The sequence below is a fragment of the Arthrobacter sp. 2RAF6 genome, assembly GCF_052115205.1.
Classification (GTDB): Bacteria; Actinomycetota; Actinomycetes; order Actinomycetales; family Micrococcaceae; genus Arthrobacter.
In genome coordinates, this window is sequence record NZ_JBFRGF010000006.1 from 36,717 (window position 1) to 62,510 (window position 25,794).

A 25,794-nucleotide genomic window follows, 5' to 3' on the forward strand; every position below is an offset into this window, starting at 1 on the left:
GCGTCGGCAGGAAACCCGATATTAGTGAGCGAGCGTTACTTCTCCACGAGGGTCAGGACGTCGTAGGTGGCTACGATTTCCTCGTTCTGGTTGGTCAGTACGGCGTCCCAGGCTACTTCGCCGTATTCGTCGGTCTCGCGCGGCGTGATCTTCTTGGCCGTGAGCGTGACCCGGATCGAATCCCCGGCGGCTACGGGAGTGATGAAGCGCAGGTTCTCCAGGCCGTAGTTGGCCAGGACGGGGCCCGGGGCAGGTTCCACGAACAGACCTGCGGCCCAGCTGAGCAGCAGGTACCCGTGCGCCACGATTCCCGGGAAGAACGGATTGGCCTCCGCCGCTTCCTGGTTGGTGTGTGCGTAGAAGGTGTCGCCCGTGGAGTTGGCGAAGGCAGTGATGTCGTCCAGGGTGACCTGGCGCAGTTCGGACCGCACGGCGTCGCCGATCCGCAGGGTAGCGAGCGACTTCCGGAACGGGTGCGTACCTTCCGTCTCCACCGTGAAGTTGCGGTCCGCGCCAGTGTGCCAGACGCCGGTCACCGCAGTAAGCATGTTCGGCGAGCCCTGGATGGCCGTGCGCTGCATATGGTGCATGACGGAGCGGATACCACCGAGTTCCTCGCCACCACCGGCGCGGCCAGGCCCACCGTGGACCAGGTGCGGCACGGGCGAACCATGCCCGGTTGACGACCGGGCGTCCTCGCGGTTGAGCATCAGGACACGGCCGTGGTGCGCCGCGATTCCGGTCACCAATTCCCGGGCGACAGCAGGATCGTTGGTGCAAACGGAGGCCACCAGGGAGCCGCCACCGCGCGCGGCGAGGCGGACGGCGTCGTCGAGGTCCGAGTACCCGATCACGGACGATACCGGACCGAAGGCCTCGAGCGAGTGGACAGCTTCCGAGTCCACATCAGCCCAGCTCAGGACGACGGGCGACATGAACGCGCCATCCTCCACGACGCCCACGGTTCCGTCGAGCGAGGTGACCGACGGCGAATCGAGCGTCCCGTACGCTAGCTCGCCACCGGCGTCGAGCATTGACTGCACTGCGGCGCGAACGTCCGCAAGCTGCTCGAGCGACGCGAGGGCGCCCATCGTGACGCCCTCTGCGCGGGGGTCGCCGACCACAACGCGCTCGTCGACGCGCGCGCCGATGGCGGAGACGACGTCGGACACCAGGGCCTGGGGCACGATGGTGCGGCGGATCGAGGTGCACTTCTGCCCGGCCTTGACCGTCATTTCGGTGACGACCGACTTGATGAAAGCGTCGAACTCGGGGGTGCCGGGAACGGCGTCGGGTCCGAGGATGGCGGCGTTGAGCGAGTCCGTTTCGGAGGTGAACCGGACGCCGCCCTGGACCACGTTGGCGTGGGACTTCAGCGAGTTGGCGGTGGAGGCGGAGCCGGTGAAGGCGAGCAGGTCGCGGTAGTCGAGATGGTCCAGCAGGGTGCGGGCGGATCCCGAGATGAGCTGCAGCGAGCCTTCCGGAAGGATGCCTGACTCGACGATTGCCTTGACCACGACGGCGGCAACGTAACCGGTGGGGGTGGCTGGCTTGACGATGGTGGGGACGCCGGCGATGAATGCGGGCGCAAACTTCTCGAGCATGCCCCACACGGGGAAGTTGAAGGCGTTGATCTGCGCCGCGACGCCCGGGATGCGGGTGTAGATGTGCTCGCCTGCGAATGAACCGTCCTTGGACAGGACTTCCATGGGACCGTCCACCACAACCTGCGAGTTCGGCAGTTCGCGGCGGCCCTTGGAAGCGAAGGTGAAGAGCACTCCGATGCCGCCGTCGATGTCCACCATCGAGTCGATCTTGGTGGCGCCGGTCTTGAAGGACGAAGTGTAGAACTCCTCGCGGCGTCCGTTCAGGTACTGGGCCAGTTCCTTGAGCTTGAGGGCGCGCTGGTGGAAGGTGAGCTTGCCGAGCTCGCGCTGGCCCACCGTGCGGCCGTAGTTCACGACGCCGGCAAGGTCCAGCCCGTCGGTGTTGACCGTTGCGAGGATCTCGCCTGTGCTGGCGTCGCGAACGGGAACGCCCGCGGAGGCGTCGGCGCGGGGGGTCCACCACTCGCCCTGGACGAAACTGGGCACGGTTTCAACGGTTGTGGCTTCCGGAGCGACTGCGGTACTGGTCATCGTCGACGGGTCCTTCCAAGGCACGGGCACGAAATGGACGGAACGGCCGCAAATTACTGACCGGCCGTTCGGTAATATCCCCAGAATACATGAGAGCCCCGATCTGCACACTAGATGCTTCTTCGGACTGCGCCCTTCCTGACCTTCTTTGACGCGTTTTGACGCCCGGGAGTTGCGACTCGCCGCGTCGCAAGCGCTTTCCGAAATCAAAGAAGGTCACGACGGCGCGTGGTCGTCTCTGTTTCTACCGCGCCGGAGCGTTGAGCTTCGCGCGGATGGCGGCGATTTCGGCTTGTGAGACCCCGTTCGTTCTCAGGAAGGCGGCCGTTTCCAAGGAATGCGCGAATTCCAACAGGCTCACGCTGCGTGTTGCCAGCATGGCTTCAAGGGCATCCTCCTCGAGAAAGGCATCATGGGCGTGCGGGGCGCGATGGTGGCGGTGGCGCTCGTTGATTCCTCGCATTCCCTGCTGGTAACCCCGTACGATTTCCTCGTCGCTGGCTTCGGCCAGGTTCTGCAGCATCACGGCGATGATCCCAGCGCGGTCGCGCCCGGCCGCGCAGTGCACCACCACCCCGCCACGCGCTGCGGCTATGGCCTTGAAGACCGCGGCGAGCTTGTCCGGGAAGAGCCGCAGATAGTCGGCATAGTGCGCAGGGTCTTTCAGGTAGGGGCCAAAGAGCTCGGTGAAGTTTTTGTCCTCCGGGTCCTCGGTGGGGCAATGAACGATGTCGAAGCGCGCAGTCGCCTCCGTTGAAACTTCGGGATCGACCTCCCTGGGCTGCTGCTCGCGCAAGGTCCGCAGATCGATCACAGTGCGGATGCCGGCGTCGTACATTTGCTGCCAACCAGCGTCGGTGAGCCATTCCCGCCGGCCCATCCGATACACGCCTCCGGCGATATGCCAGGCGTTCACCGCACCGTCCCAATGGACGGCCCGTTGCTCGGCGGCGGTTGAGATCCCATCCATACCGGACAGCTAACCACACGGCGACATAGGTGAGCGAGGGTTTCCACGGAGGCCTAGATATGTGAGCGAGCGTTTCCACGGAGGCCTAGATATGTGAGCGAGGGTTTCCACGGAGGCCTAGATATGTGAGCGAGCGTCAGCGGAAAAGACGGCATATGTGAGCGAGCGTCGGGGGGAAAGGCGGCATAGGTGAGCGCGGGTTGGGTCTTGCGCGCTATACGTGACTTATGTCATACTTTTTTTCGATACGTATCGACGATGCGTATCGATAACACAGAGTCACACATCAGACCAAGACCACTGGACCCGGCGAGGAGGCCTGGAAGTGCCCACGAGCAAGGATGTCGCCCAGGTGGCCGGCGTAGCCCAAAGCACCGTTTCGTATGTGCTCAGCGGCAAGCGGCCCATTTCCGAGAAGACCCGGAAAAAGGTCGAGGCCGCCATTGACCAGCTGACATACCAGCCCAATGCGGGCGCCAGAGCTTTGGCAAGCCGCAAAACGCGGGTCATCGGCTTGGTCATTCCGTTCATCCCGGAGCTGGAAATGGGATCGATCATGGAATTCGTCTCGGTCATTGCCAGCACGGCACGGCAATTCGACCACGACATTCTCCTGGTCACCGACGACGAAGGCGCTGCCGGGTTGCGCCGCGTCGTCGGGCAGCAGATCTGCGATGGCCTGATCCTCATGCAGGTTGAGGACGAGGACGAGCGCCTCCCCGTGGCCCGAAGCCTGAACGTCCCGGTGGTGCTGATCGGCATCCCCCGCGATCCGTCCGGACTTGTCTGCATCGACGCCGACTTCGAAATGGCCGGTGAGCACTGCGTCCGGGACCTTGCGGCCGCCGGCCACTCCGTGATTTCCGTCATTGATTGGCAGCCCGCAGTGATGGACCGGCATGTGAACTACGTCGACCGGTTCCTGCACGGCACGGATGTCGCGGCCAAAGCCCTCGGCGTGACCGTGCTCCATCTTCCAGGCGGGACCGACCGCGCCACCATCTCCGAATCGGTGGACAAGGCCCTCGCCAGTACAACAGGCAAGCCCGCATTCATCGTCCCCGACCGCACCATCCAGGACATTCTGCGCCGCATCTTGAGCAGCCGCGGCCTGACCCTGGGGTTGGACGTTTCCGTCATTGGAAGCGCCTCCCCCACCGTTGCCGAGCTCCAACCCATACCGCTTTCCACCATCGATCTGCGGCCGGCAGAAGTATCCCGGCGCGCGGTCAAAATCATGTGCCAACTCCTCGAAGCCGACTCACACGGACCACACGAATCCTTGGAGTTGGTGCCCACGGTCATCACGCACCGTTCCAGCACGCTCCGTCCGCAGTGAATCGCCACCCCTGGTTCGCCGCGCCCTCTCTTTTTGTTCCAGCTCCATAATCCTTTCGTTTCAGCAAATCCTTTCGTTTCAGCATCGTCGATACGCATCGACAATTCGCTTCCCACCAACAAACGCACCATGCCCTTCCTCCACCAACAAAGGAACAGACAATGAAGTCAGCTATCAGGACACGCCGCCCGCTCGCCCTGGCCGTGGCAGCACTCGTCGGACTCCCGCTCGCCATCTCGGGCTGCGGCACCACTGCCTCCGCCTCCTCCACGGATGCAGTGAAGGAAATCTCCGTGATGGACTACTACAACAATGAGCCGGACAAGTCCTTCATCGGCGACGCCCTGACCGCCTGCGGCACCAAGGCCGGCGTGACAATCAAACGCGAAACCGTGCCGGGCAAGTCGTTGATCTCGAAGGTGCTCCAGCAGTCGTCTTCCAAGACGCTGCCGGATGTACTCATGCTCGACAACCCGGACCTGCAGCAGATTGCCGCTACTGGGGCGCTGGCACCGTTGTCCGATTTCAACATCAGCACCGCCGATTTCGCGCCCGGCGTCCTGAGCGCCGGCACCTACAAGGACAAGGTGTACGGGCTCGCCCCCACGGTGAACACGATCGCGCTCTTCTACAACAAGGACATTCTGGCCAAGGCCGGAGTCACCCCGCCCACCACCTGGGACGAGCTGAAGGCTGCGGCCACCAAGCTCACTTCGGGCGAGCAGTATGGCCTGGCTTTCAACGCCAACCCCACCTATGAGGGCACGTGGCAGTTCCTTCCTGTCATGTGGTCCAACGGTGGCGACGAGAAGAACATCGACACCCCCGAGACCGCCCAGGCCCTCCAGCTCTGGACCGACCTCGTCAAGGACGGATCCGTATCGTCTTCGGCGCTGAACTGGACCCAGGCAGACGTCAAGGACCAGTTCATGGCAGGCAAGGCAGCCATGATGGTCAACGGCCCTTGGCAGATCCCGGCGCTCGACAAGAAGACCACGCTGCAGTACGGCGTCGTGAAGATTCCGGTCCGTGACGCCAGCCAGACAGCCGTTGCCCCGCTTGGCGGCGAAGTGTGGACCGTTCCGCAGACGGGTGCCAAGGCCCGTCAGGCCAAGGCCGCGGAAGTGGTGGCTTGCATGAACAGCGACGAAAACCAGCTGGCCATGGCCAAGGTCCGCAACACCATCCCGTCCAAGACCTCGCTGGCGGCGAAGTTCGCCACTGACAACCCCAAGCTCGCCACTTTCACCGATCTCATCAAGACCGCCCGGGCCCGCACCGGCGAACTCGGAGAAGGATGGCCGGCACAAGCGACCAAGATCTACACCGCCATCCAGACCGCGCTGACGGGCAAAGCCTCTCCGGCCGACGCCCTCAAGCAAGCCCAAGGCCAGTAAGCGGCTGGACATGTCCCTCACAACTGATTTGTCGCAGGCCAAGTCGCGCGCCAACCAGCGCGCCAAAGGGCGCGCAAAGCCCGGGTCGGACAACACGCGGGCCCGGGAAGCAAGCCCGTCACCCCGCAGGCGCAGCCGCAAACGCCGCGAGCGCCTCTTCCAATGGCTGTTCCTGGTTCCTGCCGTGACCTACATGGCGCTGTTCTTCGGCTACCCCGTGGTCAAGAACATCGTGATGAGCTTCCAGGACTACACCACGGCTACGTTCTTCACGGGCGAGGCCCCTTGGGTGGGGTTGGCGAACTACGCGAAGGTGCTGTCGTCGTCGTTGTTTTCAACGTCTTTAGTGAACACCGCCCTGTTCACCTTGGGATCCATACTTGGCCAGTTCGTGATCGGGCTGACGCTGGCAATCTTCTTCCAGCGCAAGTTCCCGCTCAACGGAATCCTGCGTTCGCTGCTCCTGCTCCCCTGGTTGCTGCCGCTCATCGTGTCCAGCGCCGTGTGGAGATGGATCCTGGACAAGGACAGCGGAGCCTTGAACCGCTTCCTCGGCGAATTGCACATCGTGAACACGGGCGTTCCGTGGCTCACCAGCACCTCGCTGGCGCTGATCGCGGTAGTTGGAGTGAACATCTGGATCGGCATCCCGTTCAATCTGACCATTCTCTATGGCGGCCTCCAGGAAATTCCGGATGAGCTTTACGAAGCCGGTTCCCTCGACGGCGCCACCGGCTGGAAGGCGTTCCGGCACATCACCTGGCCGATGCTGCGTCCGGTGGTGAGCGTGGTCCTGGTGCTCGGCGTCGTCTACACCCTGAAGGTGCTGGACATCATCCTGGGCCTGACCAACGGCGGCCCCGCGAACTCGACCCAGACCATCGCCACCCAGTCCTACGATCTGTCCTTCCACGAGTTCAAATTCGGCGAGGGGGCCGCGCTGGGCAATGTCCTGGTGGTCATTTCCCTCGTCTTCGCGGTCCTGTACTTGCGTGCCAGCCGGAGCTCCGTCGATGAGTGAGGAAACCATGACGACGACGAAAATCACCATCCGCCGTTCGGCGCCGGCGAGCGCCCGCAAACCGAGCGCCCGCAAAGGCGCCGGACCCGAGCACGCCGCGAACGGGCCCCGGCGCAAACAATGGGGCTATACCGTCCTGGCCATCGTCTTCCTGGCCATCATGTTGTTCCCCGTCTACTGGATGATCAACGCTTCGCTGCAGCCGAACGGCACCACGCTGGAAACTTCGTGGCTGCCGCTCAAGCCGGACTTCTCGGGCTACGCCACGGCCATCAGCGAGCAGGGTGGGAACCTGGCCACGAGCCTTGTGATCTCGCTGGGCAGCGTGGTACTCAGCCTGGCCATCGCGGCACCGGCGGCCTATGCCCTGGCTTATTTCAAGGTCAAGGGCGCTGGCGTGGTTCTCTTCGCGATCCTGATCAGCCAGATGATCCCCGGAATCGTGGTGGCTAACGCGCTGTACACGGCCTACAACGACCTTGGCCTTCTCAATTCCATCCCGGGCCTGATCCTGGCCGACTCCGCGCATGGCATCCCGTTCGCGATCCTCATCATCAGGGCGTTCATGAACGGCATGCCGGCGTCTGTCATCGAGGCTGCACGGGTGGACGGCGCCGGGCACCTGAGGGCGTTTTGGTCGATCGTGGTGCCGCTCAGCAGGAACTCGCTCATCACCGCGGGACTCTTCACCTTCCTGTTCACGTGGAGCGACTTCCTGTTTGCCCTGACCTTGACCACCACCGAGGCCGTGCGGCCAGTGACCCTGGGAATCTTCCAGTACATCGGTGCCTACGTGAACGACTGGAGCTCGGTCATGGCCACCGCCGTGCTTGCGTCCATCCCGGCCATCATCCTGCTGGTCGCCGCCCAGAAATACATCGCGGCGGGCACAGCCGGCGGAGCCGTCAAATAGCAGTAGCCAGCCGACGACGGCGGCACCGCACCGCCGGTGCCCAGCGCGCCGCCCGCGGCACCGCACCGCCGTCGGGCACTAATCACCAAACCAAACTCATCACCAAGGAGAGACCCATGTCCGAACCAATCCGCGTCACCGTGTGGAGCGAAAACCGGCACGAAAAGCGCGACGAACTGGTGGCCCGCCTCTACCCCGAGGGCATGCACGGTGCCGTGAAGGCCGGCATCGAGGAGAACCTCGGCGCCAAGGTCAGCGTCCGCACCGCCACCCTCGACGAGCCCGAGCACGGCCTCACCGAGGAAGTCCTCGCCAACACGGACGTCCTCACTTGGTGGGGGCACATGTCCCACGGTGATGTCGACGACGAAATCGTCGAGCGCGTGCACCGCCACGTCCTGTCCGGCATGGGCCTGATCGTCCTGCACTCCGGGCACTGGTCCAAGATCTTCACCAAACTCATGGGCACCTCGTGCACGTTGCGCTGGCGCAGTGAGCAGGACCGCGAACTGGTCTGGACCGTGGACCCCACCCACCCCATCGCGAAGGGCGTGCCGCACCCCATCGTGATCGACCAGCAGGAAATGTACGGCGAATTCTTCGACATCCCCACCCCCGAGGAGCTCGTGTTCATCAGTTCCTTCAGCGGCGGCGAAGTCTTCCGCTCGGGATGCACCTTCCGCCGCGGCCACGGCAAGATCTTCTTCTTCAGCCCCGGCGACCAGGACTACCCGGTCTACCACCACAAGGATGTCCGCCGGGTCATCTCCAACGCCGTCGAATGGGCAGTGACCGATCGGCCGGAGCGCGCCTACCCAGAACTGTTGCGCTACGAGACCAACGACTTCTTCAACGGCAAGAGCTACCAGGGAGCCAACGCATGAGCACCCCCTTCGCTACCATTCCCGACGACGGCACTCCCCTCCGCGTCGTCGTCGTCGGCGCCGGGGGCATGGGCCGCGCGTGGCTGCGGACGGTGCAGGAGTCGCCGCTCGTGGAGCTCGCAGGCATCGTTGACCTGGATCTGGACGCCGCCCGCGCGGGGGCGGCGGCTATCGGGCGCCCGGATCTGCCGGTGGGCACCGGGACCGCGCAGTTGGCGTCCGACGTCGGCGCCCAAGCGGTCATCAACGTCACCGTTCCGGTAGCCCACCATCCGGTGACCACCGAGGCGCTGGCGGCAGGGCTCCCGGTGCTCGGCGAAAAGCCAGTGGCCTCGACCGTGGTCCAAGGGCTCTCGCTGGCCGCGGCGTCGGAGCTTAGCGGCGAGTTGTTCATGGTCAGCCAGTCGCGCAGGTACAACCGCCACTTGTTCGAGGCCAAGCGGCTCGCTGCTTCTTTAGGCAGTGTGGGCATTGTGTCTGCGGAATTCTTCAAGGCCCCGCGTTTCGGTGGTTTCCGGGACGCGATGGACCACCCGTTGCTACTGGACATGGCCATCCATCAGTTCGACATGGCCCGGTTCCTGCTCGACGCGGATCCCGTCTCGGTGTTCTGCGAGGAATACAACCCGGCTTGGAGCTGGTACCGCGGCGACGCAGGGGCCACCGCCATCTTCGAAATGACCGGCGGGGAGCGTTTCGTGTTCACCGGGAGCTGGTGCAGCCCGGGCCAGGAGACCTCGTGGAACGCGGCATGGCGGATCAGCGGCGAACACGGCACGGTCCTGTGGGACGGCGACAGCGATCCTGTGTCCTCGGCGCCGCTTCCGTCGGGAGCCTGTTCGGAGGATCCCGGGCAGGAAATCGCCGGTTCATTGCGTGACTTCGTGGTGGCCTTGCGTACCGGGAGCACTCCCATGGGCCAGGTCCACGAGAACATCATGAGCCTTGCCATGGTGGAAGCGGCCATCCTCAGCGCTTCAACCGGCACCCGGATCTCCGTGGACACCCTGCTCGAGGAATCCTACGGACAGGCCGTCCTCACGGAACGCGACCCGGACGTACTAGAGGTCCTCAAGTCCTGGACCTCGGTCCGCAGCGCCCTGGCCCCGACCGCCCGCCAACCCGACTGCCCGCCCGCCCGCCAACCCAACTGACTGACAGTTGTTGTCGTTATGAGGGCTCATAACGACAACAACTGTCAGTCAGTTGGGGTTTCCGTGGTCGTGGGCGCGTTGCTCGCGTAGTCTGGCCGCAAGACTGCCGGGCTGGGGTAGCCCGCGCCGCCAAGCGGCACTGCAGATCGACACGAGGGGATATCAATCATGCAAGCAGCTCATTCGCGACGGCGGCATGGCCGCCTGGTGGGCGCCGTCGCCGCCGTCGTCCTCCTGGTGGGACTCGGAACTGGACCTGCCCAGGCGAACCCGATCACAGCGAAACCGGCCGATGTCTATGTCGCCTTGGGCGATTCCTATGCCGCTGGCACGGGCGGCAGCACTCCGGCTCCGGCCTCATTGCCGGGCTGCCATCAGAGCCTTGACAGTTACGCAGCCCTTTTGGGCGGGCTGAACCTGGGCTGCTTCGGCGCCACGTCGCTTGCCGTCGAGGCAGGTCTGGACAACCTGTCCACTGCCGACCCTGTCGCGATGGCCCTGGGGTCCGCTACAGAAGTCTCGGTCACTGTTGGCGGCAACGACGTCGGGACGGGAGCTGTCGCGGTGGCTTGCACCAGTGCCGATGCCCTGGCCTGCGCTTCGGCCGTGCAGAATGTGGCGAACGCCCTGCCCGCACTACCCGGCAACATCGTGGCCATGGTCCAGTCCATCCGGCAGAAGGCACCCCACGCCGACATCGTACTGACCGGCTACCCGCGCTTGTTCACCGTCGGCCCCAAGATGCCCACCGCCCAGAAACAGTTGGCCATCACCCTGAACGGAATGGCTGACCGACTGAATGCGACCATCGCCGGCGCGGCCTCCGCCGCAGGCGTGGGCTACGTGAGCGTGACGGAGCGGTTCACCGGGCACGGCATCGGTTCCAACAATCCGTGGATCCACTACGCCCAGCCTTCGCCCCTGGATCCGCCGGAGCTCGCGTTGGAAAACTTCCATCCCAACGACGCCGGCTACTCCCAGGGCTACCGCACGGCCGTCAATAGCGCGCTCAAGAAGTAGCTGGCGTCAGTCGCGAACGCGCCGGCGCGCGCTCAGGGCCGCTTCGCGAGCCTGAACTCGAGGCCGGTGCGGACCGCGGGCCACTCGTGTTCGAGGATGGAGAACACCACGGTGTCGCGGAGCACACCGTCCAAAGTTCGCGAATGGTTCCGGAGGACGCCGTCCTGCTTGGCGCCCAGACGGGCGATGGCTTCGCGGGACTGGTGGTTGAGCCAGTGCGTACGGAACTCGACGGCGGGGCAGCCGAGGGTCTCGAAAGCGTGGCGCAGCAGTAGCAGCTTGGAGTCGGGATTGCTCCCGCTGCCCTGTGCGGAGGCGGCGTTCCACGTGGAACCGATCTCGACGCGCGGGGTGGCTGCGTCGATGTTCATGTAGGTGGTCATGCCGATCAGCTTGCCGTTCGCCTTCAGCCGGGTGGCGAAAGGCAGCATGGATCCTTGCTCCTGCAGCCCGAGCCGGCGGTCGATCTCCGCGGCCATGGCCTCCGGCGTCGGGACCGAGGTGTACCAGAGTTTCCACAACTCGCCGTCTTTGGCGGCATCCACAAGGCCGTCGTGGTGCTCGGGGCTAAGGGGTTCCAAGGTGACGAAGCGGCCATCCAGGGTCACGGGTGCAATGAGAGTCACCCCGCCAGCCTAACCGACCCAACTAGCTCGCATTTGTTGACCCTTCTATGGTTGTCAAGCGCTGCAAGAGGCAGGGTTTGGGGCGTTGACCGGCCTTCGGCTTGTCGTTTCTCGACGTATCCGATGGTCTCGGCATCGAAGGTCATCCTGCTGAGGGCGACCATGTGCAGGGCTTTGTTCAGGGTTCTGTCGCCGCCGCGGTTGAGCCGGTGCCGGACGGTGTTCCCCGAAGAGGCCGGGATCGGGCTGGCCCCGGCCAGGGAGGCGAAGGCGGCCTCGGAACGGACCCGGCCGTGGTGGGACCACGCGGTGAGGCAGATCGCTGCGGTGACGGGACCGAACCCGGTTTCCCGCAGTAGCGGCGCGGCTTCGCTGATTTCGACCAGTTCGGTGATCCGGGAGTTGTTGGTTTTGATGTCCGTGTCGAGTCCGGTGATGTGTTTGGCCAGGCGGACTGCCTCGGAGCGGGCAACGGACAGTGCCAAGGGTTCTTCACGGGCACGCCAGCGGGCCACTTCGGCGATCTGGGTCCCGGTCAGGGGTTTGCGGGCGTCCAGGCCCAGGTCGTTCGCCCGGGCCAGGGCGGTCAGCGCGTTCACGGCCCGGGTGCGCCCGGTGGTCATGGATTCCCGTGCGGTGACCAGGACCCGCAAGGCTGCCCGGATACCGTCGTTGAGCCGTGGCCGGCGCAGCTGCTGTTCCTGCAGGGGCAGGACGGCGGCGGCGATCCGGTGCGCGTCCAGGGGGTCGGACTTGCCGACCCCGTGCCGGGACCGGGCATCCATGCGCGCGGCTTCGGCGACGTCGTAGCCGGCAGCGCCGACGGCGCCGGCGAGCAGGGCCCCGTAGGAGGCGGCGCCTTCGATCACCCACAGGGTTCCCAGGTCGGCGCCGGTGCGGCGCGCGACCCAGGCGATGGCCCGGTTGATGCCGGCGCTGGTGGTGGGGAAATCCCGGGTTTCGAGCAGTTCGCCGGTTCCGGCGGCGATGATTGCGTAGACGTGGTTCCTGGCGTGGGTGTCGACGCCGACGACAAATGGGCGCGAATGCGCAACGATAGTCATAGCGGTTCTGGCAGCTTCCTCTGTTTCGCGGATATGGTCAGGGCCGCATGCGGCCGGTACCAGTCCGGGTAGAGGTCACTTCGGAACAACACTGTGACGAGCCACGCCCCCGTCATTCGGGGCGGGCAACCTTCTGATCAAGTTACCGAGGTGGGCCGGGCAGGTACCGGCCGCCCACCCGGCGGACGGACAAGTCAACAAAATGGCACCCCTACGGGGCCAGTCGTTTTGTGAGTCACGACCACAGGGCGGCACGGCCGGTACCTACTCTGCCAGCCAGTCCCGGACCAGCCACAACAATCCTCACAGTCGTTTTGGGGGCTGTAAACGACAACAACTGCGAGTCAGTTGGGGTTCCGGGGCGGTTGCCTGTGGATAACTCAAAATGGCGTTCCAGGATTTGCAACGATAGGGCGATGAGGACCCCGCAACCCTTGCCGGCGCTGCTGGCGTGCGCCCCGTTCACCTTTCAAGAAGCGTCCGACGCCGGTGTGAGCCGACGGCGGTTAAGGCACCGATCGCTGCCCTCGCCAAGCCGCGGCATCAGGACTCCGGATCAGGCATTGGTCCAAGGGCAGCCGACGGACGTCAGTTTCGTCCGGCCCTTCACCGCGGTGACCGAGTTCTCGGCTGCGTCGCACGCCACGGCCTTCAGTCTGTGGTCGTTCCCGGGGTTCCTCCCCGGTAGCGATGATCCGCGCATCCACATTTCGCGTCCGGACACCATGGCCATTCCTCGGCGAACCGGAGTGGTTGGGCATGTGGGGCAGTTCTTCGACGACGAAATCACCAGTCTTGACCGTATTCTGGTCACTACGCGCACCAGGACCTGGCTTGATGTGTCCAGGAAGATGAGCGTGGATGAACTGACCGTTGTGGCCGACCACCTGTTGCGGAACCCTCGGCCGGAGTTTGAAGGCCGGACAGAGCCGTACGCAACATTGGAACAATTGGCCGACATGTTGGACCGGCACAAAGGCACTCCGGGGATCCGGAAAGCACGTTTGGCTCTCGAGCAGGCACGGATCGGCTCAGATTCGGCCCCCGAAACGCGGCTCCGGCTGGCCCTTGAAAACGGCGGACTGCCGGAACCCCAACTGAACGTAGCCACTGAGCTAGGTGCCGGCGTCGTACGTCAACCGGATCTCGCCTACCCAGAACACCGTGTGGCGGTCGAATACGACGGCGAGCCGCATTCCGAGGCGGACCAGATAGTCCGGGACATCGCCCGAGAAGAGGATTTCGCCCGTGCGGGCTGGCACTTAGTGAGGATCTCCAAACGGCACATGGCAAACGATGCACGGTCCGCCGTCGCGAAAGTCCGTGCCGTGCTCCTGGACCGAGGTTGGACCCCCAAGTAGCTCGCATTTGTTGTCGTTATAGGGCCTGAATACGACATCTAATGCGAGCTACTTGGGGGCAGGCTACTTGGGGGCAGGCTCAAGCGGCTTCCAGCCACTGATTCGTGCGGGGCCTGGGCCAAGCAGACTCACCGCAGTTTCCTTGCAAAAATGGAATGTAAAGTGTACTTTACATTGCATGAAGAGTTCCCCTTTGGCCCTGAAATACCTTGGCGTTGTTGTCGCCGCTCTCGCGCTTATCGCCGTGCTGGCCGCATGGAGCGCTGCCGTTCAGGACGGACCATGGAACGGCATCCCCCGGGTATTGATGGTTTGTGTCGTTATAGTCGCAGGCCCCGGGGTGATGGCCATCAAGAAACAGGACGCGAGGATGGTCCGTTCGGATTCCACCGAGGGGATCGAGAGTGAAGTGTCACTCAAAGCCTCATCGGCTGTCTTCTACGACGCTCTCATTCTCATCACCGCCCTTGGGGCGTCCTATCTGATTTTTGGTAACTATGCGCACCCGGCATTGATGACACTTGCCCTTTTGGTGACGCTGATCGTGATGTATTTCATCCGGCACGCAGTCATCTTGAAGAAGCTCGCTCGATGAAGAATCGGGTAGCCGAACTGCGGTCCTCAAAAAGTCTTTCGCAGGAAGAACTTGCCCAGGCCGTCGGCATCTCACGGCAATCAGTGATCGCGATCGAAAAGGGCAGGTTCAATCCGAGCCTTCCCTTGGGTCTGCGCCTGGGCAAGTTCTTCAAGGTCAGCGTCGAAGACATTTTTGAGCTAGACGACTAGACACAGGAGCTGTACAGGGTACTGACATACATCTTCAGCTGTCGGTTGTTCGTGCATTTTCCTTTATTTGCAACCGCCGTTGTTGCCGCGCCGACAATGAGCGAGACACCCAGGCATGCAAACCAGCCGACGCCGGGAATGGCGCAGAGGGCAGCTCCAAGGAGAGCTCCAGAACCCATATACAGCATGTCCTGTTCCCATTGGTTGAAGAGAACATAGACTCCACCGCCGTCGGTGCCGCCGCCAATTCGGGGTTGAATTCCACCCGAGGCCTTCTTGGGCTCCACTACGGTCATCGTAAAGCCCTCAGGCAAATCGAATGTCGTTCGCGTATCGACTGCGGTCGTCACGACGCTGCGTTTGAGCGGCGACTCTTTCAATTCCCTGATGGCCTCGTTGAACTGAGCGGCAGTCAGGCCCACTGTGGGGCCTATAGCCGGCACGATGGCTTGCGCGGGTGCTGCCATTGAAGACTGAGAGGCAATTAAGGCCAGTCCAATCGTCATGATCAGAGCTGACAACTTTCTTCGAAAGTATTTCATACTGCCCGTTCCGGCTCGATCAGGTCACGGCTCGCTGGGATACGAACCCCTTCATCAAAGGCAGAAGCATGAAGTCGATGAGCCTTGAGATCCCCAATTTCCTAAGATGTTGAGGAACGGACGTGTCCCCCAACACGAAAAACACTCTCTCGCATAAGCGATAGACCTATCTCAATTATAGGGGAAACGGGAGAATTTGCTTCATCGTTTATGCATCATCCGAGTCCGTGGTTGTAGGTTTCGCATCCGGCTAGCCACCCTCGTCCCACCGTTAGCCCGGTCGAAAGTGAGTTGACCACGGCATCTGTTGCAGTGGCACAGATGTTCGCGGACTTCCCCGAGACGCTAGTCAGCCCAGTCGAAAAATCCCTTGCCGGTCTTGCGGCCCAGCTCGCCGCGGGCAACCTTGTCGCGCAGGATCTGCGGCGGGGCGAAGCGCTCCCCCAGCGTCGAATGCAGGTACTCGGCGATGCCGAGGCGCACGTCCAGGCCAACGATGTCCGTGGTCTTAAGCGGTCCCGTGGGATGCTTGTAGCCAAGCACCATGGCGGCGTCGATGTCCTCCGCGGAGGCCACGCCTTCTTCCACCATGCGCATCGCCTCGAGTGCGATCGCGACGCCCAGCCGCGACGAGGCAAAGCCGGGCGCATCGTTGACGACGACGGCGGTCTTGCCGAGTGCCTCGGTCCAGCTTTTCGCCGCGGCAGCGAGCTCCGGCGAAGTCTCCTTGGCCAGGACCACCTCGATGAGCGTGGAAGCCGGGACCGGATTGAAGAAATGCAGGCCCACGAAATTGGCAGGCCGCCGGAGCTGCGAAGCGAGGCCTGTCACGGAGAGCGACGAGGTGTTGGAGGCCAGGAAGGCGTCAGCAGAGAGGTGCTCCTCCACAGCCTTGAGGGCCGCAACCTTGAGTTCGTAGTCTTCGGGCACGGCTTCGACGACGAGTCCGCAATGGACGAAGGAGTCGTAGTCGGTGGAGGTGCTGAACCGGGACAAGGCCTCTTCAGCGGTTTCCGTCAGGGTGCCTCGGGCGGCCGACTTGGCCACGGCCTCAGCAACGCGACCCTGCGCACCGGCGGCGGATTCGTGATCGCGCTCGACGACGATCACGGTGGCCCCCTTGGTCAGGAAGGCATGGGCGATGCCGGCGCCCATGCGGCCACCGCCGAGGACACCGACGACATGCGGGATAGCGGGCGTTGCTGTCATTTTCGGGTCCTGTCCGGGTTGTCGCTGGAGGGGTTGTCGCTGGGCTGCTTGGCGCTCTTCTTGTCCAGGAACGCCTGCATGCGGTCGAACTTGGCTTGCGATTCGAAAAGCATGCCCTGGGCCAAAGTGTCGATCACGGGGTGCGCCTCGGCCGGAGCGTGGAACACGGACTTGGTGATCCGCACGGCCAGGGGATCCTGCCGGCCGATCCGGTCGGCAAGGTTGTGGGCCGCTTCCATCAGCACGGGTGCTTCGTGGATCTGGGTGATGAGATTGATGCGAAGGGCTTCCTCGGCGCGGAGGACGGCGCCCGCCAAGAGGATTTCCTTGGCGATCGGCTCTCCCACGAGTTCCTTGAGGCGCCACGTGGCACCGGCTGCGGCCATGATGCCCAGTCCGGTTTCCGGGTTGCCGATGCGCAGGCTGGGCGTGCCGATGCGGAAGTCCGCGGCGTAGGCGAGTTCGGCCCCGCCACCCAGGCAAAAGCCGTCCAGGGCCGCGATGACGGGCATGGGCAGCTTCGCGATCCGGACGAAGATGCTCGAGTTGATGCCGCGCAAGGCGTCGTCGCGGCGGCGCTCCCTCAACTGGCCGATATCAGCACCCGACGCAAAGACGCCTTCGACGCCGGCAATGATCAGGATTTTCGGCTCGCGTTCAAGGTAATCGCACACCCGATGGAGTTCGTCCACCATCTGCTGGTCGATCGCGTTGCGGACCTCGGGCCGGTTCAGCAGCACGGTGATGCGGTCCTCGCGCTCCTCGATGAGCAGCGTTCCGAATTCTTCGGGCTTCAACGCCATTACATGCCTTCCAGGAGAATGGCGGCACCCTGCCCGACTCCGATGCACATGGTTGCGAGGCCGATCTTACGGTCGGCGGTGCCCAGCTCGCGTTCCATGCGGCCCAGCAAAGTGATGGCGATACGTGAGCCGCTGGAACCGAGCGGGTGCCCCAGGGAGATCGCACCGCCGTCGAGGTTCACGATGTCAGGATCCAGCCCCAGACGCCGCATGCTCGCGAGCGATTGCGTCGCGAAGGCTTCATTGAGTTCGACGGCGCCAAGGTCACCGACTGTGAGTCCGGAACGGCCCAGGATCTTCTGGGTGGCCGGAACAGGGCCGATGCCCATGATTTCCGGTTCACAGCCCGCCGAGCCGCCGTCGATGATGCGGGCCCTCGGAGTGAGGCCGAACTTTTCGATGGCAGCCTCGGACGCAACGATGATGGCGGAGGCTCCGTCGTTGAGCGAGGAGGAGTTGCCCGCCGTGACAACAGATCCGCCGGCAACCACTGGACGGAGCCCGGCGAGGACCTCCATGGTGGTTCCCTCGCGCGGGCCTTCGTCGGTGTCCACGACGGTTTCGCCCTTGCGGGTCTTCACGGTGACGGGCACGATCTCTTCCTTGAAGCGACCGCCTGCGATGGCAGCAAGCGCGCGTTCGTGGGAACGGACGGCGAAGGCATCGGCGTCCTCGCGGGAGATGCCGTCCACCCGGGCGACTTCCTCGGCAGTTTCCGGCATGGAATAGGTCATCTTCCCGCCGCGGGACAGCTCGCCCTTGCTGAAAAGGGGGTTGGCGAAGCGCCAGCCGATGGATGTGTCGAAGATCTGGCCGGGCTTGGCGAAGCCTGTGGTTGGTTTCTCCTGCACCCACGGGGCCCGGCTCATCGATTCGACGCCGCCCGCCACCACGATGTCCGCTGCGCCGGCCTTGATCATGTGGCTGGCCATGATGATGGCGCTCATTCCGGAGGCGCATAGGCGATTGACCGTGATGCCGGGAATGTGGAGGGGCAGTCCCGCGAGAAGGGTGGCCATGCGGGCAACGTTGCGGTTTTCCTCGCCGGCGCCGTTGGCGTTGCCGAGGATGACCTCATCGATCGCGTCGGGGTCGACGCCGGCACGGGCCACGGCTTCGCGGATCACGAGGGCTGCCAGGTCATCGGGCCGGACCGCGGAAAGGGCGCCGCCATACCGGCCTACAGGGGTGCGGGCACCGCCAACAAGAAAAGCCTCGACCATGAGAACATCCTTCGCGAAGGGAGCGGGGTCGGTGAATAATTTACCGACCGTTCGTTCTATAAAGATTACACGGCGCCGCCCCGCGGTCAACCGTCACCCGGTCAACTGCCACCCGGCCAACCGTCACTTCGCGACCCCGTTGCTCCACTCAGATCACCCGGATGCCCAGGTGCCCGGCCAAAAGGGGTGCCAACAGACTGAGCTGGTAATCGTCAATGACCACGCCGGACAGTCCACCTAGCCCGTTGATCATCCGGAAGTCCGAGCCGCGCAGGTCCACATCCTTGAGCTTGGCCCCTGTGACATCCAGCGTCCCGATCGTGCAGTCCTTCAGCACCACCCGAGTCGCGGTACAAGCCCCGAGGTCGAGCTCGTTGATGATGCAGCCCGTGATCACCACATCCGTGAGCTTGGATCCACGCAGGTTCAGGAAGTCCAGCTTGCCTCCGTCGATCTTCACCGAATGCCAGGCGCCTTCGTACATTTCCGCGGAACCCCAACGCGGGTTGCTGATCTCCACTTCACGCCACGAGGTGCGTGCAGCGGTAAACACCGGCGCGTAGGGCTCATTCAGGATGCAGTCGCGGAACGTCGCGCCGCGCAGCTGTGCCTCGTTGAAGGAGACTCCGTTGAATTCACACTCGATGAAGTCCGCTCCGCTCAGCTCCGCCCCGTCGGCCACGGCACGGGTGAGGCGGACGCCGTCGTACCGTTCCCCGCGCTGGAAATCGGGGGCTGGGTCGTCGCGGAGCTCGTCGAGCCTGATCGGGGAGATCCGGGGTGCCGTCACCTTGGCGGCCGCCATCAGAGCGCCTCCGCTTTCGCCGCGATCGCGGACAGATCTTTCGCGAGCGCCTTGCGCGTGACGCTCATCCCGAGCTTCCCGAACGCGGCCATCATGACCTTGCTGAAGAAAGTCGGCTTGAAGACTTCGGCGCCGAAGAACAGCGCCACTTCGGTGCCGCCGTCGCGCTCTTCCAGGGTGAATCGGGTGGTGTAGTCCGCACCGCCCTGCCGGGCCTTGACTGTGGTGGCGCGCGGAGGATCGCTCTCGGAAACGTGCATTTCCACGGTTTCCTCCCTGCCCATCATGGCGCGGGTTTCCTTCCAACGCGTGCCCTCACCATAAGGTCCCTCGCTGAGCATCTGAATGGCTTTGACGCCGGAGAGGGTCTTGGCCGAGCCCGGAATGTCGGAGATGACGGCCCAGACTTTCTCCGGGGAGGCGTTGACGTGCTGGCTGAGAGTGGTGCTGTGGTCCATGCATCGAGCCTAACTGCGACCGCTGACAAAAACAGCCGACAAGACACTTGCGCGGTCTGGCAGGATTGCACCCATGGTGCACATCGACTTGAGCGCGGACAGTGCGGCGGCAGGAGGCTCGCGGACCCTGCAAGGGTACCTGGCGGAGCCCGACGGCGAGGGGCCGTTTCCCGGCGTCGTACTTATCCATGAAGCCTTTGGGCTCGACGATGTGATGCGGCGGCACGCGGACAGGCTCGCCGCGGCCGGTTACTTGACGCTCGCCGTCGACCTCTACAGCGACGGCGGCGCGAGGCGCTGCCTCGTGGCGACCATGCGAGCCCTTGGGTCGGGCACGGGCCGGGCATTCACGGATGTGTCCACGGCACGTTCCTGGCTCCGCGGCGATGCCCGATGCACAGGGAAGGTGGGGGTCATCGGTTTCTGTATGGGAGGTGCTTTCGCGCTGCTCGCGGCCCACGACGACTTCGACGCCGCCTCCGTGAACTACGGCCAGTTGCCCCGGCACCTCGAGCAGGCTTTGGAAGGGGCGTGCCCAGTGGTGGCCAACTATGGAGGTCAGGACCGGACGTTGCGGGGAGCGGCCGCGAAGTTGGAGGCCGCGCTGACGAACCTCGGGATCGAGCACGACGTCAAGGAATTCCCGACGGCGGGCCATGCCTTCATGAACGACGTTCCGGTCGGGCCCCGGCCACTGCGGCCGTTGATGCGCGTGATGGGCATCAAACCCGATCCAGTTGCGGCTCCGGAAGCCTGGCAGCGGATCGAGGACCACTTCGCGAAGCACCTAAAGGACTGACCTTCTTGCATCGATTGCTCCCCACCGGCTCCCAGCCTTCGCAAGCTCAGGCCGGGGCCCTCGCCGGCGTGGGCCCACGTAACTGCCGTTCTGAACGCTCAAGACGGCAGTTACGGAGCAGTCGAATTCTGCTCAGCGTGGGGGCCTAGCTAAACAGCTCGCTCTTCGGCTCGTTGTTCTTGACCTTCTGCCAGCCCAGCCACAGCACCAAGGCGAAGAACGGGATGGTGGCCAGGGTCCAGAGGCCCAGGAGGAACACCTCGCCCGTGGCCTTGTCCGTCATGGTGTCCATGCCGATCAGCACGGTGATGGCCAAGAGGGCGAGCAGGCCAACCCAGCTGGTCCACGGCGAACCCGGCATCGGCAGGCTGGAAACGTTGCCCTTCTTCTTGCGCAGCGCGATCTGGCTGGCGAAGATCGAGCCCCACGTGAAGATGACGCCGATCGAGGCTGTGTTCAGCGCGAGGTCGAAGGCGTGGGAACCGCCCAACCAGATGTTGAGCAGGATGCCCACGAGGTACACGGCGCCGATTGCCAGGACGGCCGCGTACGGTACGTGGCGGGTGGACATCTTGGTGAGCCACTTGGGGGCATGTCCGTTGTTGGCCATGGTGCGGAAGATGCGGCCGATCGAGTACAGGCCCGAGTTGCATGAGGACAGCGCGGCGGTGATGACCACCATGTTCATGACGTCGCCCATCCACGGCAAGCCCATCTGGCCGAAGACAGTGACGAACGGGGAGGTCCCCGCGTGGTACTGGTCCGAAGGCAGGAGCATCGCCAGCAGCATGACGGAACCGACGTAGAAAACCACAATGCGGATCACGACGGCGCGGATCGCCTTGGGCACTTCGCGTTCCGGGTTCTGCATCTCGCCGGCGGTAATGCCGACCAATTCGATGGCGTTGTAAGCAAAGATCACGGCGTTGAGGACCAGGATCATCACCAGTCCGCCCTTGGGGAACATGCCGCCGTCGGCAGCGAAGAGGTTCCCCACGGAAGCGTGGCCGGTGCCGACCTGCGCGTTCGTGACCACCATGAAGGTGCCCACGGCCAGGAAGATCAGGATCGCGGCTACTTTGAGGCAGGAAGCCCAGAATTCGAACTCGCCGAAGGCCTTGACGCTGAACAGGTTCACGGCCACCAGCAGCACCAGCGCGGCGATGGCGGACAGTTCAACGGGAACGTTCGGGAAGAAGAACTGGAAGTACAGGCCGATGGCAATGAGTTCGGCGATGCCCGTCATGGCCCAGTTGATGAAGTACATCCAACCGGAGAGGAAGGCGCCCTTTTTGCCGAACATTTCACCGGCGTAGCTGACAAAGGAGCCGGAGGTCTGACGGTACATGATCAGTTCGCCGAGTGCCCGCATCAGCAGGTACGCGATGACGCCGGCAATGGCGTAGGAGAAGATAAGGGCCGGGCCGGTGGAAGCGAGGCGTCCACCCGCACCCATGAAGAGGCCGACGCCGATCGCACCGCCCATCGCGATCATCGTGACGTGGCGGCGGCTCAGGGTCTTCTGGTAGCCCTCGGCGCTGAGGTTTTCGGAAGTTGTAGTGGTACTGGGCGCAGCCAGGGTTCCCGGCTCACGCTGAAGGTCGGTTGTGGTGTTTTGAGGCACAGCTGTTCCTTGTGGGTTGAGGAGATGCCGGCCCTGGCTTCACGCGCATCGGCACGAACAATTCGCACTTTCGGCCTGTTGGCGAGTCGAATCAGTAGCAAAAACACGGAAGGGTCGAAGGTAAATCCGGCAAAACCATCCTACCCGGTGATTTCGGCGGAGCGTGACGCGGGCAACAAACGGGGGCGTTACGCTGGACATATGGGCACCATTCCGCCAGCCGGCAGGCTATACCGTTTCACGGGCTTGGACGCTGCGGCTTTCGGACTCTATGTGTCATTGGCGGCTGTTCTGAGCCTGGCCACGGCCCCGGTGACGACTTTCGTGCAGCAGGTCTTCCCCGACCCCGCAACCGCCGTCTTCGCCATCAACCTTGCTTTCTACGCTTCGGTGGGCCTGTTCGCGGTTGCGGCTGCGTGGCGCGTCATAGCCCGCGACGTCCTGATCCTGGCCACCCGTCCGTGGTTCACGCTTGCCATGATTCCGCTGTCCATCGTGGCGATGCTGGTGATCACCGCCATTCTGGTGACAGTCACCGGCTCAGCCAAGGAGTCCCAGAACCAACTGGGCATCCAGTCCCTGGTCTTGCAACTGCCGGCGTGGTTCGTGGTGCCTCTGCTGGTGGTGTTGGGCCCCTTCGTGGAGGAATACCTCTTCCGGCACCTGCTCATCGGCAAGCTGTCCCGGCGCGTCAATATTTGGCTATGTTGCGTTCTGTCCGTGCTTTGCTTCGCCGCCATCCACGTCGTTGGACGTGAAGGCCTGGTGCTTCCCGCCCTGGCCCCGTACCTCGGAATGGGCGTCGTCCTGGTGGCCGTCTACGTCTGGACAGGCAAGAACGTGATGTTCTCCTACTTCGTTCACGCCGCCAAGAACCTGTTGGCGGTCGTGCTGATCTACGCGATCCCGCCGCAACTCCTGGGCGGCTAACCCACCCACCCAACTAACTCGCAGTAGGTGTCGTTTTCAGGCCGCTAAGCGACAACAATTGCGAGTCAGTTGGGCAACCCGGACCGGAACTGTCCGTTAGGCACTTCCCCGGGCACGCGCCGTCGTCGTAGGTTCAGTCCATGGCACTGAACTTTCAGGTAGTAGTCGACTGCAGGAATCCGCACGTCCTGGCCGATTGGTGGGCCGAGACGCTCGAGTGGATCGTGGAGCCCCAGGACGAGGCGTTCATTCGGTCCATGGTCGATCAAGGCTTCGCCACGGAGGCTGAAACGACCACCCACAACGGCAAGCTGGTCTGGAAGGACGGCGCAGCCATTGGCCCGGCGGAAGACCAGGACAAAGACACCCGCCGCCGCTTCCTGTTCCAGACCGTTCCGGAGGACAAGACCGTCAAGAACCGCGTCCACTGGGACGTTCGCCTGAACGGAAAGGACAAGGACGAGGTCCGCGCGGCCCTGGAGGCACGGGGCGCGAAATACCTCTGGACGGCAAAGCAAGGGCCGCACGAATGGCACACCATGGCGGATCCGGAAGGCAACGAGTTCTGCATCAGCTGAGGGGATTACTAGACTCTGAGGGTGAGCAACGACTTCCCCGCCAAGGTATCCGACGTCTTTGACCCGTCGCGCTGGCGCGCAGTGTCCGGTTTCGACGATTTCCAGGACATGACGTACCACCGGCAGGTCGAGCGCGACGCCGACGGAAAAGTGACAAGGGACCTTCCCACGGTCCGGATCGCTTTCAACCGCCCGGAAGTCCGCAACGCCTTCCGCCCCGGCACCGTTGACGAGCTTTACCGCGCCATGGACCACGCCCGGATGACTCCGGACGTCGCCACAGTGCTCCTCACGGGGAACGGGCCCTCCGCCAAGGACGGCGGCCATTCCTTCTGTTCCGGCGGGGACCAGCGGATCCGTGGAAGGGACGGCTACCGCTATGCCGACGGCGAGACGCAGGAAAGCATCGATCCCGCCCGGGCCGGCCGCCTGCACATCCTGGAAGTCCAGCGCCTCATGCGGACCATGCCCAAGGTGGTCATCGCCGTCGTGAACGGCTGGGCCGCTGGTGGCGGGCACTCGCTTCACGTCGTCTCGGACCTCACCATCGCCTCGCGCGAGCACGGCAAGTTCAAGCAGACCGACGCCACGGTGGGAAGTTTCGACGCCGGTTACGGCTCTGCGCTGTTGGCCCGCCAGATCGGGCAGAAAGCCGCCCGAGAGATCTTTTTCCTGGCACGTGAGTATTCCGCGGAAGACATGGTGCGCATGGGTGCCGTCAACGAAGCCGTGGACCATGAGCGCCTCGAGGAGGTCGCCCTGGAGTACGCTGCGGACATCGCACGCCAGTCCCCGCAGGCCATCCGCATGCTCAAGTTCGCCTTCAACCTCGCCGACGACGGCCTGGCCGGCCAGCAGGTCTTCGCGGGCGAGGCCACGCGCCTGGCCTATATGACGGACGAAGCAGTGGAGGGCAAGGAAGCCTTCCTCGAGAAGCGCGATCCGGACTGGTCCAATTTCCCTTACTACTTCTAGGACTCGCCCGTGAACATCGATCCCGTTCTCAAAGCCCTGGCCGCCGCCCTGCACGACGAGGGCCCCGCCGTCGAAATCACCGTCTCGGAGGACGGCACCCCGGTGGCGGTCCCCGTTGAAACGCCCGGTTTCGAGGACGCCGCCGTGGTGGTCCGCACGTCCGGTTCCACCGGCACGCCCAAGGCCACGGTGCTCACGGTCGATGAGCTTGCTGCTTCTTCGATGGCCACGGCCATCGCGCTCCGGGGCGAGGGACAGTGGCTTCTGGCCCTGCCGCTGCAATACGTTGCCGGGGTCCAGGTTCTGGTCCGCTCGCTCTTCGCGGGCACGCGTCCGTGGGCCATGGACCTCACGAACGGCTTCACTCCGGAGGCCTTCACCGCCGCCGCCGAGGAACTGACCGATACGATCCGCTTCACCTCCTTGGTGCCGACGCAGCTGCAACGGCTCCTGGATTCGCCCTCGCCGCAGACCCTTGAGGTCCTTCGCCGCTTCAACGCCGTCCTCCTCGGCGGAGCGCCGGCCCCTGCAGGGCTGCTGGACGCCGCCAAGGAAGCCGGCATGAAGGTGGTGACCACCTATGGCTCGGCCGAGACGTGCGGCGGTTGCGTGTACGACGGAAGCCCGCTGGAGGGCGTCAGGGTGATGCTCGACGACGGCGGCCGGGTCCTGCTGGGCGGCGACACCGTGGCTTCCGGCTACCTGGAGGCCGCCGAAGCGAGTGCCGAGGCGTTCTTCGAGGAAGACGGCATCCGCTGGTACCGCACCAACGATCTCGGCGAGCTCGCCGACGACGGCACGCTCACAGTGCTGGGGCGCGCCGACGACGTCATCATCACCGGCGGCGTCAAAGCCTCCGCCGCGTTCATCCAGGCGGAGCTTGAAAAGTTCGACGGCGTCACGGCGGCTTTCGTGGCCGGGGTGCCTTCCCGTGAGTGGGGCCAGGCGGTAGCCGCCTATGTGGCCGTCGAGGACAGCTCCCCGGAAAGCATCGCGGACTACAAGGCCCACTGCCAGGAATCGCTAGGGAATCTCGCTCCGAAAACAGTGCTCACGACGGATGGTCTCATCATGCTCCCCAATGGAAAGCCTGACCGGCTGGCCATGATCGAGCTTCTCACCGAGGTGCATCAGGGAGAATAGACACGTCCTCCCCAACCGTCATTTGCCTTCCC

At 64.0% G+C, this 25,794-nt stretch carries 25 protein-coding genes and 1 pseudogene; 15 read left to right on the plus strand and 11 right to left on the minus strand.

The window, feature by feature from the left end; all coding sequences use genetic code 11:
- Positions 1-35: 35 nt before the first annotated feature.
- Positions 36-2,138 (minus strand): phenylacetic acid degradation bifunctional protein PaaZ, encoded by a 2,103-nt coding sequence (paaZ, locus tag AB4Z38_RS06535; RefSeq protein ID WP_441428964.1) that lies wholly within the window; start codon positions 2,136-2,138, stop codon positions 36-38.
- A 244-nt stretch (positions 2,139-2,382) separates the two neighbouring features.
- A complete protein-coding gene (locus AB4Z38_RS06540) occupies positions 2,383-3,108 on the minus strand; it encodes a tyrosine-protein phosphatase (protein ID WP_441428965.1) in 726 nt (241 codons plus the stop codon).
- Positions 3,109-3,433: 325 nt separating this feature from the next.
- Between AB4Z38_RS06540 and AB4Z38_RS06545 the strand changes: the two genes are divergently transcribed.
- The 7 genes from AB4Z38_RS06545 (at position 3,434) to AB4Z38_RS06575 (ending at position 10,836) form a co-directional block, all read left to right on the plus strand.
- Entirely contained in the window at positions 3,434-4,447 is a 1,014-nt protein-coding gene (locus AB4Z38_RS06545) for a LacI family DNA-binding transcriptional regulator (protein ID WP_441428966.1), read from the plus strand.
- 161 nt (positions 4,448-4,608) lie between these two features.
- Positions 4,609-5,844 carry a sugar ABC transporter substrate-binding protein gene (locus tag AB4Z38_RS06550; RefSeq protein WP_441428967.1) on the plus strand — a complete coding sequence of 412 codons (1,236 nt, stop codon included), beginning with the start codon at positions 4,609-4,611 and terminating at the stop codon, positions 5,842-5,844.
- 10 nt (positions 5,845-5,854) lie between these two features.
- Entirely contained in the window at positions 5,855-6,865 is a 1,011-nt protein-coding gene (locus AB4Z38_RS06555; protein WP_441428968.1) for a carbohydrate ABC transporter permease, read from the plus strand.
- Positions 6,866-6,872: 7 nt separating this feature from the next.
- The gene (locus AB4Z38_RS06560) at positions 6,873-7,778 is read left to right on the plus strand and encodes a carbohydrate ABC transporter permease (protein WP_441428969.1); all 906 of its coding nucleotides are present in this window, start codon (positions 6,873-6,875) and stop codon (positions 7,776-7,778) included.
- A 116-nt stretch (positions 7,779-7,894) separates the two neighbouring features.
- On the plus strand, positions 7,895-8,662 hold the full coding sequence (locus AB4Z38_RS06565; RefSeq protein WP_441428970.1) for a ThuA domain-containing protein: 768 nt from the start codon (positions 7,895-7,897) through the stop codon (positions 8,660-8,662).
- Positions 8,659-9,816: a Gfo/Idh/MocA family protein gene (locus AB4Z38_RS06570; protein ID WP_441428971.1), complete on the plus strand. Its 1,158-nt coding sequence runs from the start codon at positions 8,659-8,661 to the stop codon at positions 9,814-9,816. Before AB4Z38_RS06565 ends, AB4Z38_RS06570 begins: the two co-directional genes overlap by 4 nt.
- Before the next feature lie 168 nt (positions 9,817-9,984).
- Positions 9,985-10,836, plus strand: coding sequence for an SGNH/GDSL hydrolase family protein (locus AB4Z38_RS06575; protein ID WP_441428972.1), 852 nt, complete (start codon positions 9,985-9,987; stop codon positions 10,834-10,836).
- 32 nt (positions 10,837-10,868) lie between these two features.
- Here AB4Z38_RS06575 and AB4Z38_RS06580 read toward each other — a convergent pair whose 3' ends face one another.
- Both AB4Z38_RS06580 and AB4Z38_RS06585 read right to left on the minus strand, forming a co-directional pair.
- Positions 10,869-11,462 carry a GNAT family N-acetyltransferase gene (locus AB4Z38_RS06580; protein WP_441428973.1) on the minus strand — a complete coding sequence of 198 codons (594 nt, stop codon included), beginning with the start codon at positions 11,460-11,462 and terminating at the stop codon, positions 10,869-10,871.
- A gap of 77 nt (positions 11,463-11,539) precedes the next feature.
- Positions 11,540-12,526: pseudogene (locus AB4Z38_RS06585) on the minus strand (IS110 family transposase); the annotation flags it as partial.
- Between the two features lie 416 nt (positions 12,527-12,942).
- Here AB4Z38_RS06585 and AB4Z38_RS06590 point away from each other — a divergent pair.
- The 3 genes from AB4Z38_RS06590 to AB4Z38_RS06600 all read left to right on the plus strand — a co-directional run bounded on the left by AB4Z38_RS06590 (position 12,943) and on the right by AB4Z38_RS06600 (position 14,673).
- Positions 12,943-13,887, plus strand: coding sequence for an endonuclease domain-containing protein (locus AB4Z38_RS06590; protein ID WP_441428974.1), 945 nt, complete (start codon positions 12,943-12,945; stop codon positions 13,885-13,887).
- 178 nt (positions 13,888-14,065) lie between these two features.
- Positions 14,066-14,482, plus strand: a complete 417-nt coding sequence (locus AB4Z38_RS06595) for a hypothetical protein (protein WP_441428975.1) — start codon at positions 14,066-14,068, stop codon at positions 14,480-14,482.
- A complete protein-coding gene (locus tag AB4Z38_RS06600; RefSeq protein ID WP_441428976.1) occupies positions 14,479-14,673 on the plus strand; it encodes a helix-turn-helix transcriptional regulator in 195 nt (64 codons plus the stop codon). Before AB4Z38_RS06595 ends, AB4Z38_RS06600 begins: the two co-directional genes overlap by 4 nt.
- Here AB4Z38_RS06600 and AB4Z38_RS06605 read toward each other — a convergent pair.
- The 6 genes from AB4Z38_RS06605 to AB4Z38_RS06630 all read right to left on the minus strand — a co-directional run bounded on the left by AB4Z38_RS06605 (position 14,670) and on the right by AB4Z38_RS06630 (position 19,713).
- The gene (locus AB4Z38_RS06605) at positions 14,670-15,215 is read right to left on the minus strand and encodes a hypothetical protein (protein ID WP_441428977.1); all 546 of its coding nucleotides are present in this window, start codon (positions 15,213-15,215) and stop codon (positions 14,670-14,672) included. The genes AB4Z38_RS06600 and AB4Z38_RS06605 overlap by 4 nt on opposite strands.
- Before the next feature lie 345 nt (positions 15,216-15,560).
- Positions 15,561-16,424: a 3-hydroxyacyl-CoA dehydrogenase family protein gene (locus tag AB4Z38_RS06610; protein ID WP_441428978.1), complete on the minus strand. Its 864-nt coding sequence runs from the start codon at positions 16,422-16,424 to the stop codon at positions 15,561-15,563.
- Positions 16,421-17,227, minus strand: a complete 807-nt coding sequence (locus AB4Z38_RS06615; RefSeq protein WP_441428979.1) for an enoyl-CoA hydratase/isomerase family protein — start codon at positions 17,225-17,227, stop codon at positions 16,421-16,423. Before AB4Z38_RS06615 ends, AB4Z38_RS06610 begins: the two co-directional genes overlap by 4 nt.
- Positions 17,227-18,450, minus strand: coding sequence for a thiolase family protein (locus AB4Z38_RS06620; RefSeq protein WP_441428980.1), 1,224 nt, complete (start codon positions 18,448-18,450; stop codon positions 17,227-17,229). The genes AB4Z38_RS06615 and AB4Z38_RS06620 overlap by 1 nt, the downstream gene beginning before the upstream one ends.
- 148 nt (positions 18,451-18,598) lie before the next feature.
- The gene (locus AB4Z38_RS06625) at positions 18,599-19,255 is read right to left on the minus strand and encodes a pentapeptide repeat-containing protein (protein ID WP_441428981.1); all 657 of its coding nucleotides are present in this window, start codon (positions 19,253-19,255) and stop codon (positions 18,599-18,601) included.
- Positions 19,255-19,713 (minus strand): SRPBCC family protein, encoded by a 459-nt coding sequence (locus AB4Z38_RS06630; protein WP_441428982.1) that lies wholly within the window; start codon positions 19,711-19,713, stop codon positions 19,255-19,257. Before AB4Z38_RS06630 ends, AB4Z38_RS06625 begins: the two co-directional genes overlap by 1 nt.
- Positions 19,714-19,786: 73 nt before the next feature.
- Here AB4Z38_RS06630 and AB4Z38_RS06635 point away from each other — a divergent pair, with 73 nt between their 5' ends.
- A complete protein-coding gene (locus tag AB4Z38_RS06635) occupies positions 19,787-20,512 on the plus strand; it encodes a dienelactone hydrolase family protein (protein WP_441428983.1) in 726 nt (241 codons plus the stop codon).
- A 145-nt stretch (positions 20,513-20,657) separates the two neighbouring features.
- Here the strand turns inward: AB4Z38_RS06635 and AB4Z38_RS06640 are convergent, their stop codons facing one another.
- Complete coding sequence (locus AB4Z38_RS06640) at positions 20,658-22,136, minus strand: amino acid permease (RefSeq protein WP_441428984.1); 1,479 nt, start codon at positions 22,134-22,136, stop codon at positions 20,658-20,660.
- A gap of 201 nt (positions 22,137-22,337) precedes the next feature.
- Here AB4Z38_RS06640 and AB4Z38_RS06645 point away from each other — a divergent pair, with 201 nt between their 5' ends.
- From AB4Z38_RS06645 to AB4Z38_RS06660, 4 genes are all read left to right on the plus strand, one after another.
- The gene (locus AB4Z38_RS06645) at positions 22,338-23,066 is read left to right on the plus strand and encodes a CPBP family intramembrane glutamic endopeptidase (protein WP_441428985.1); all 729 of its coding nucleotides are present in this window, start codon (positions 22,338-22,340) and stop codon (positions 23,064-23,066) included.
- A 140-nt stretch (positions 23,067-23,206) separates the two neighbouring features.
- Positions 23,207-23,644, plus strand: a complete 438-nt coding sequence (locus tag AB4Z38_RS06650; protein WP_441428986.1) for a VOC family protein — start codon at positions 23,207-23,209, stop codon at positions 23,642-23,644.
- A 21-nt stretch (positions 23,645-23,665) separates the two neighbouring features.
- A complete protein-coding gene (locus AB4Z38_RS06655) occupies positions 23,666-24,619 on the plus strand; it encodes a 1,4-dihydroxy-2-naphthoyl-CoA synthase (protein ID WP_441428987.1) in 954 nt (317 codons plus the stop codon).
- A 9-nt stretch (positions 24,620-24,628) separates the two neighbouring features.
- Positions 24,629-25,762, plus strand: coding sequence for an AMP-binding protein (locus tag AB4Z38_RS06660; protein WP_441428988.1), 1,134 nt, complete (start codon positions 24,629-24,631; stop codon positions 25,760-25,762).
- The last annotated feature ends 32 nt before the right edge of the window (positions 25,763-25,794 follow it).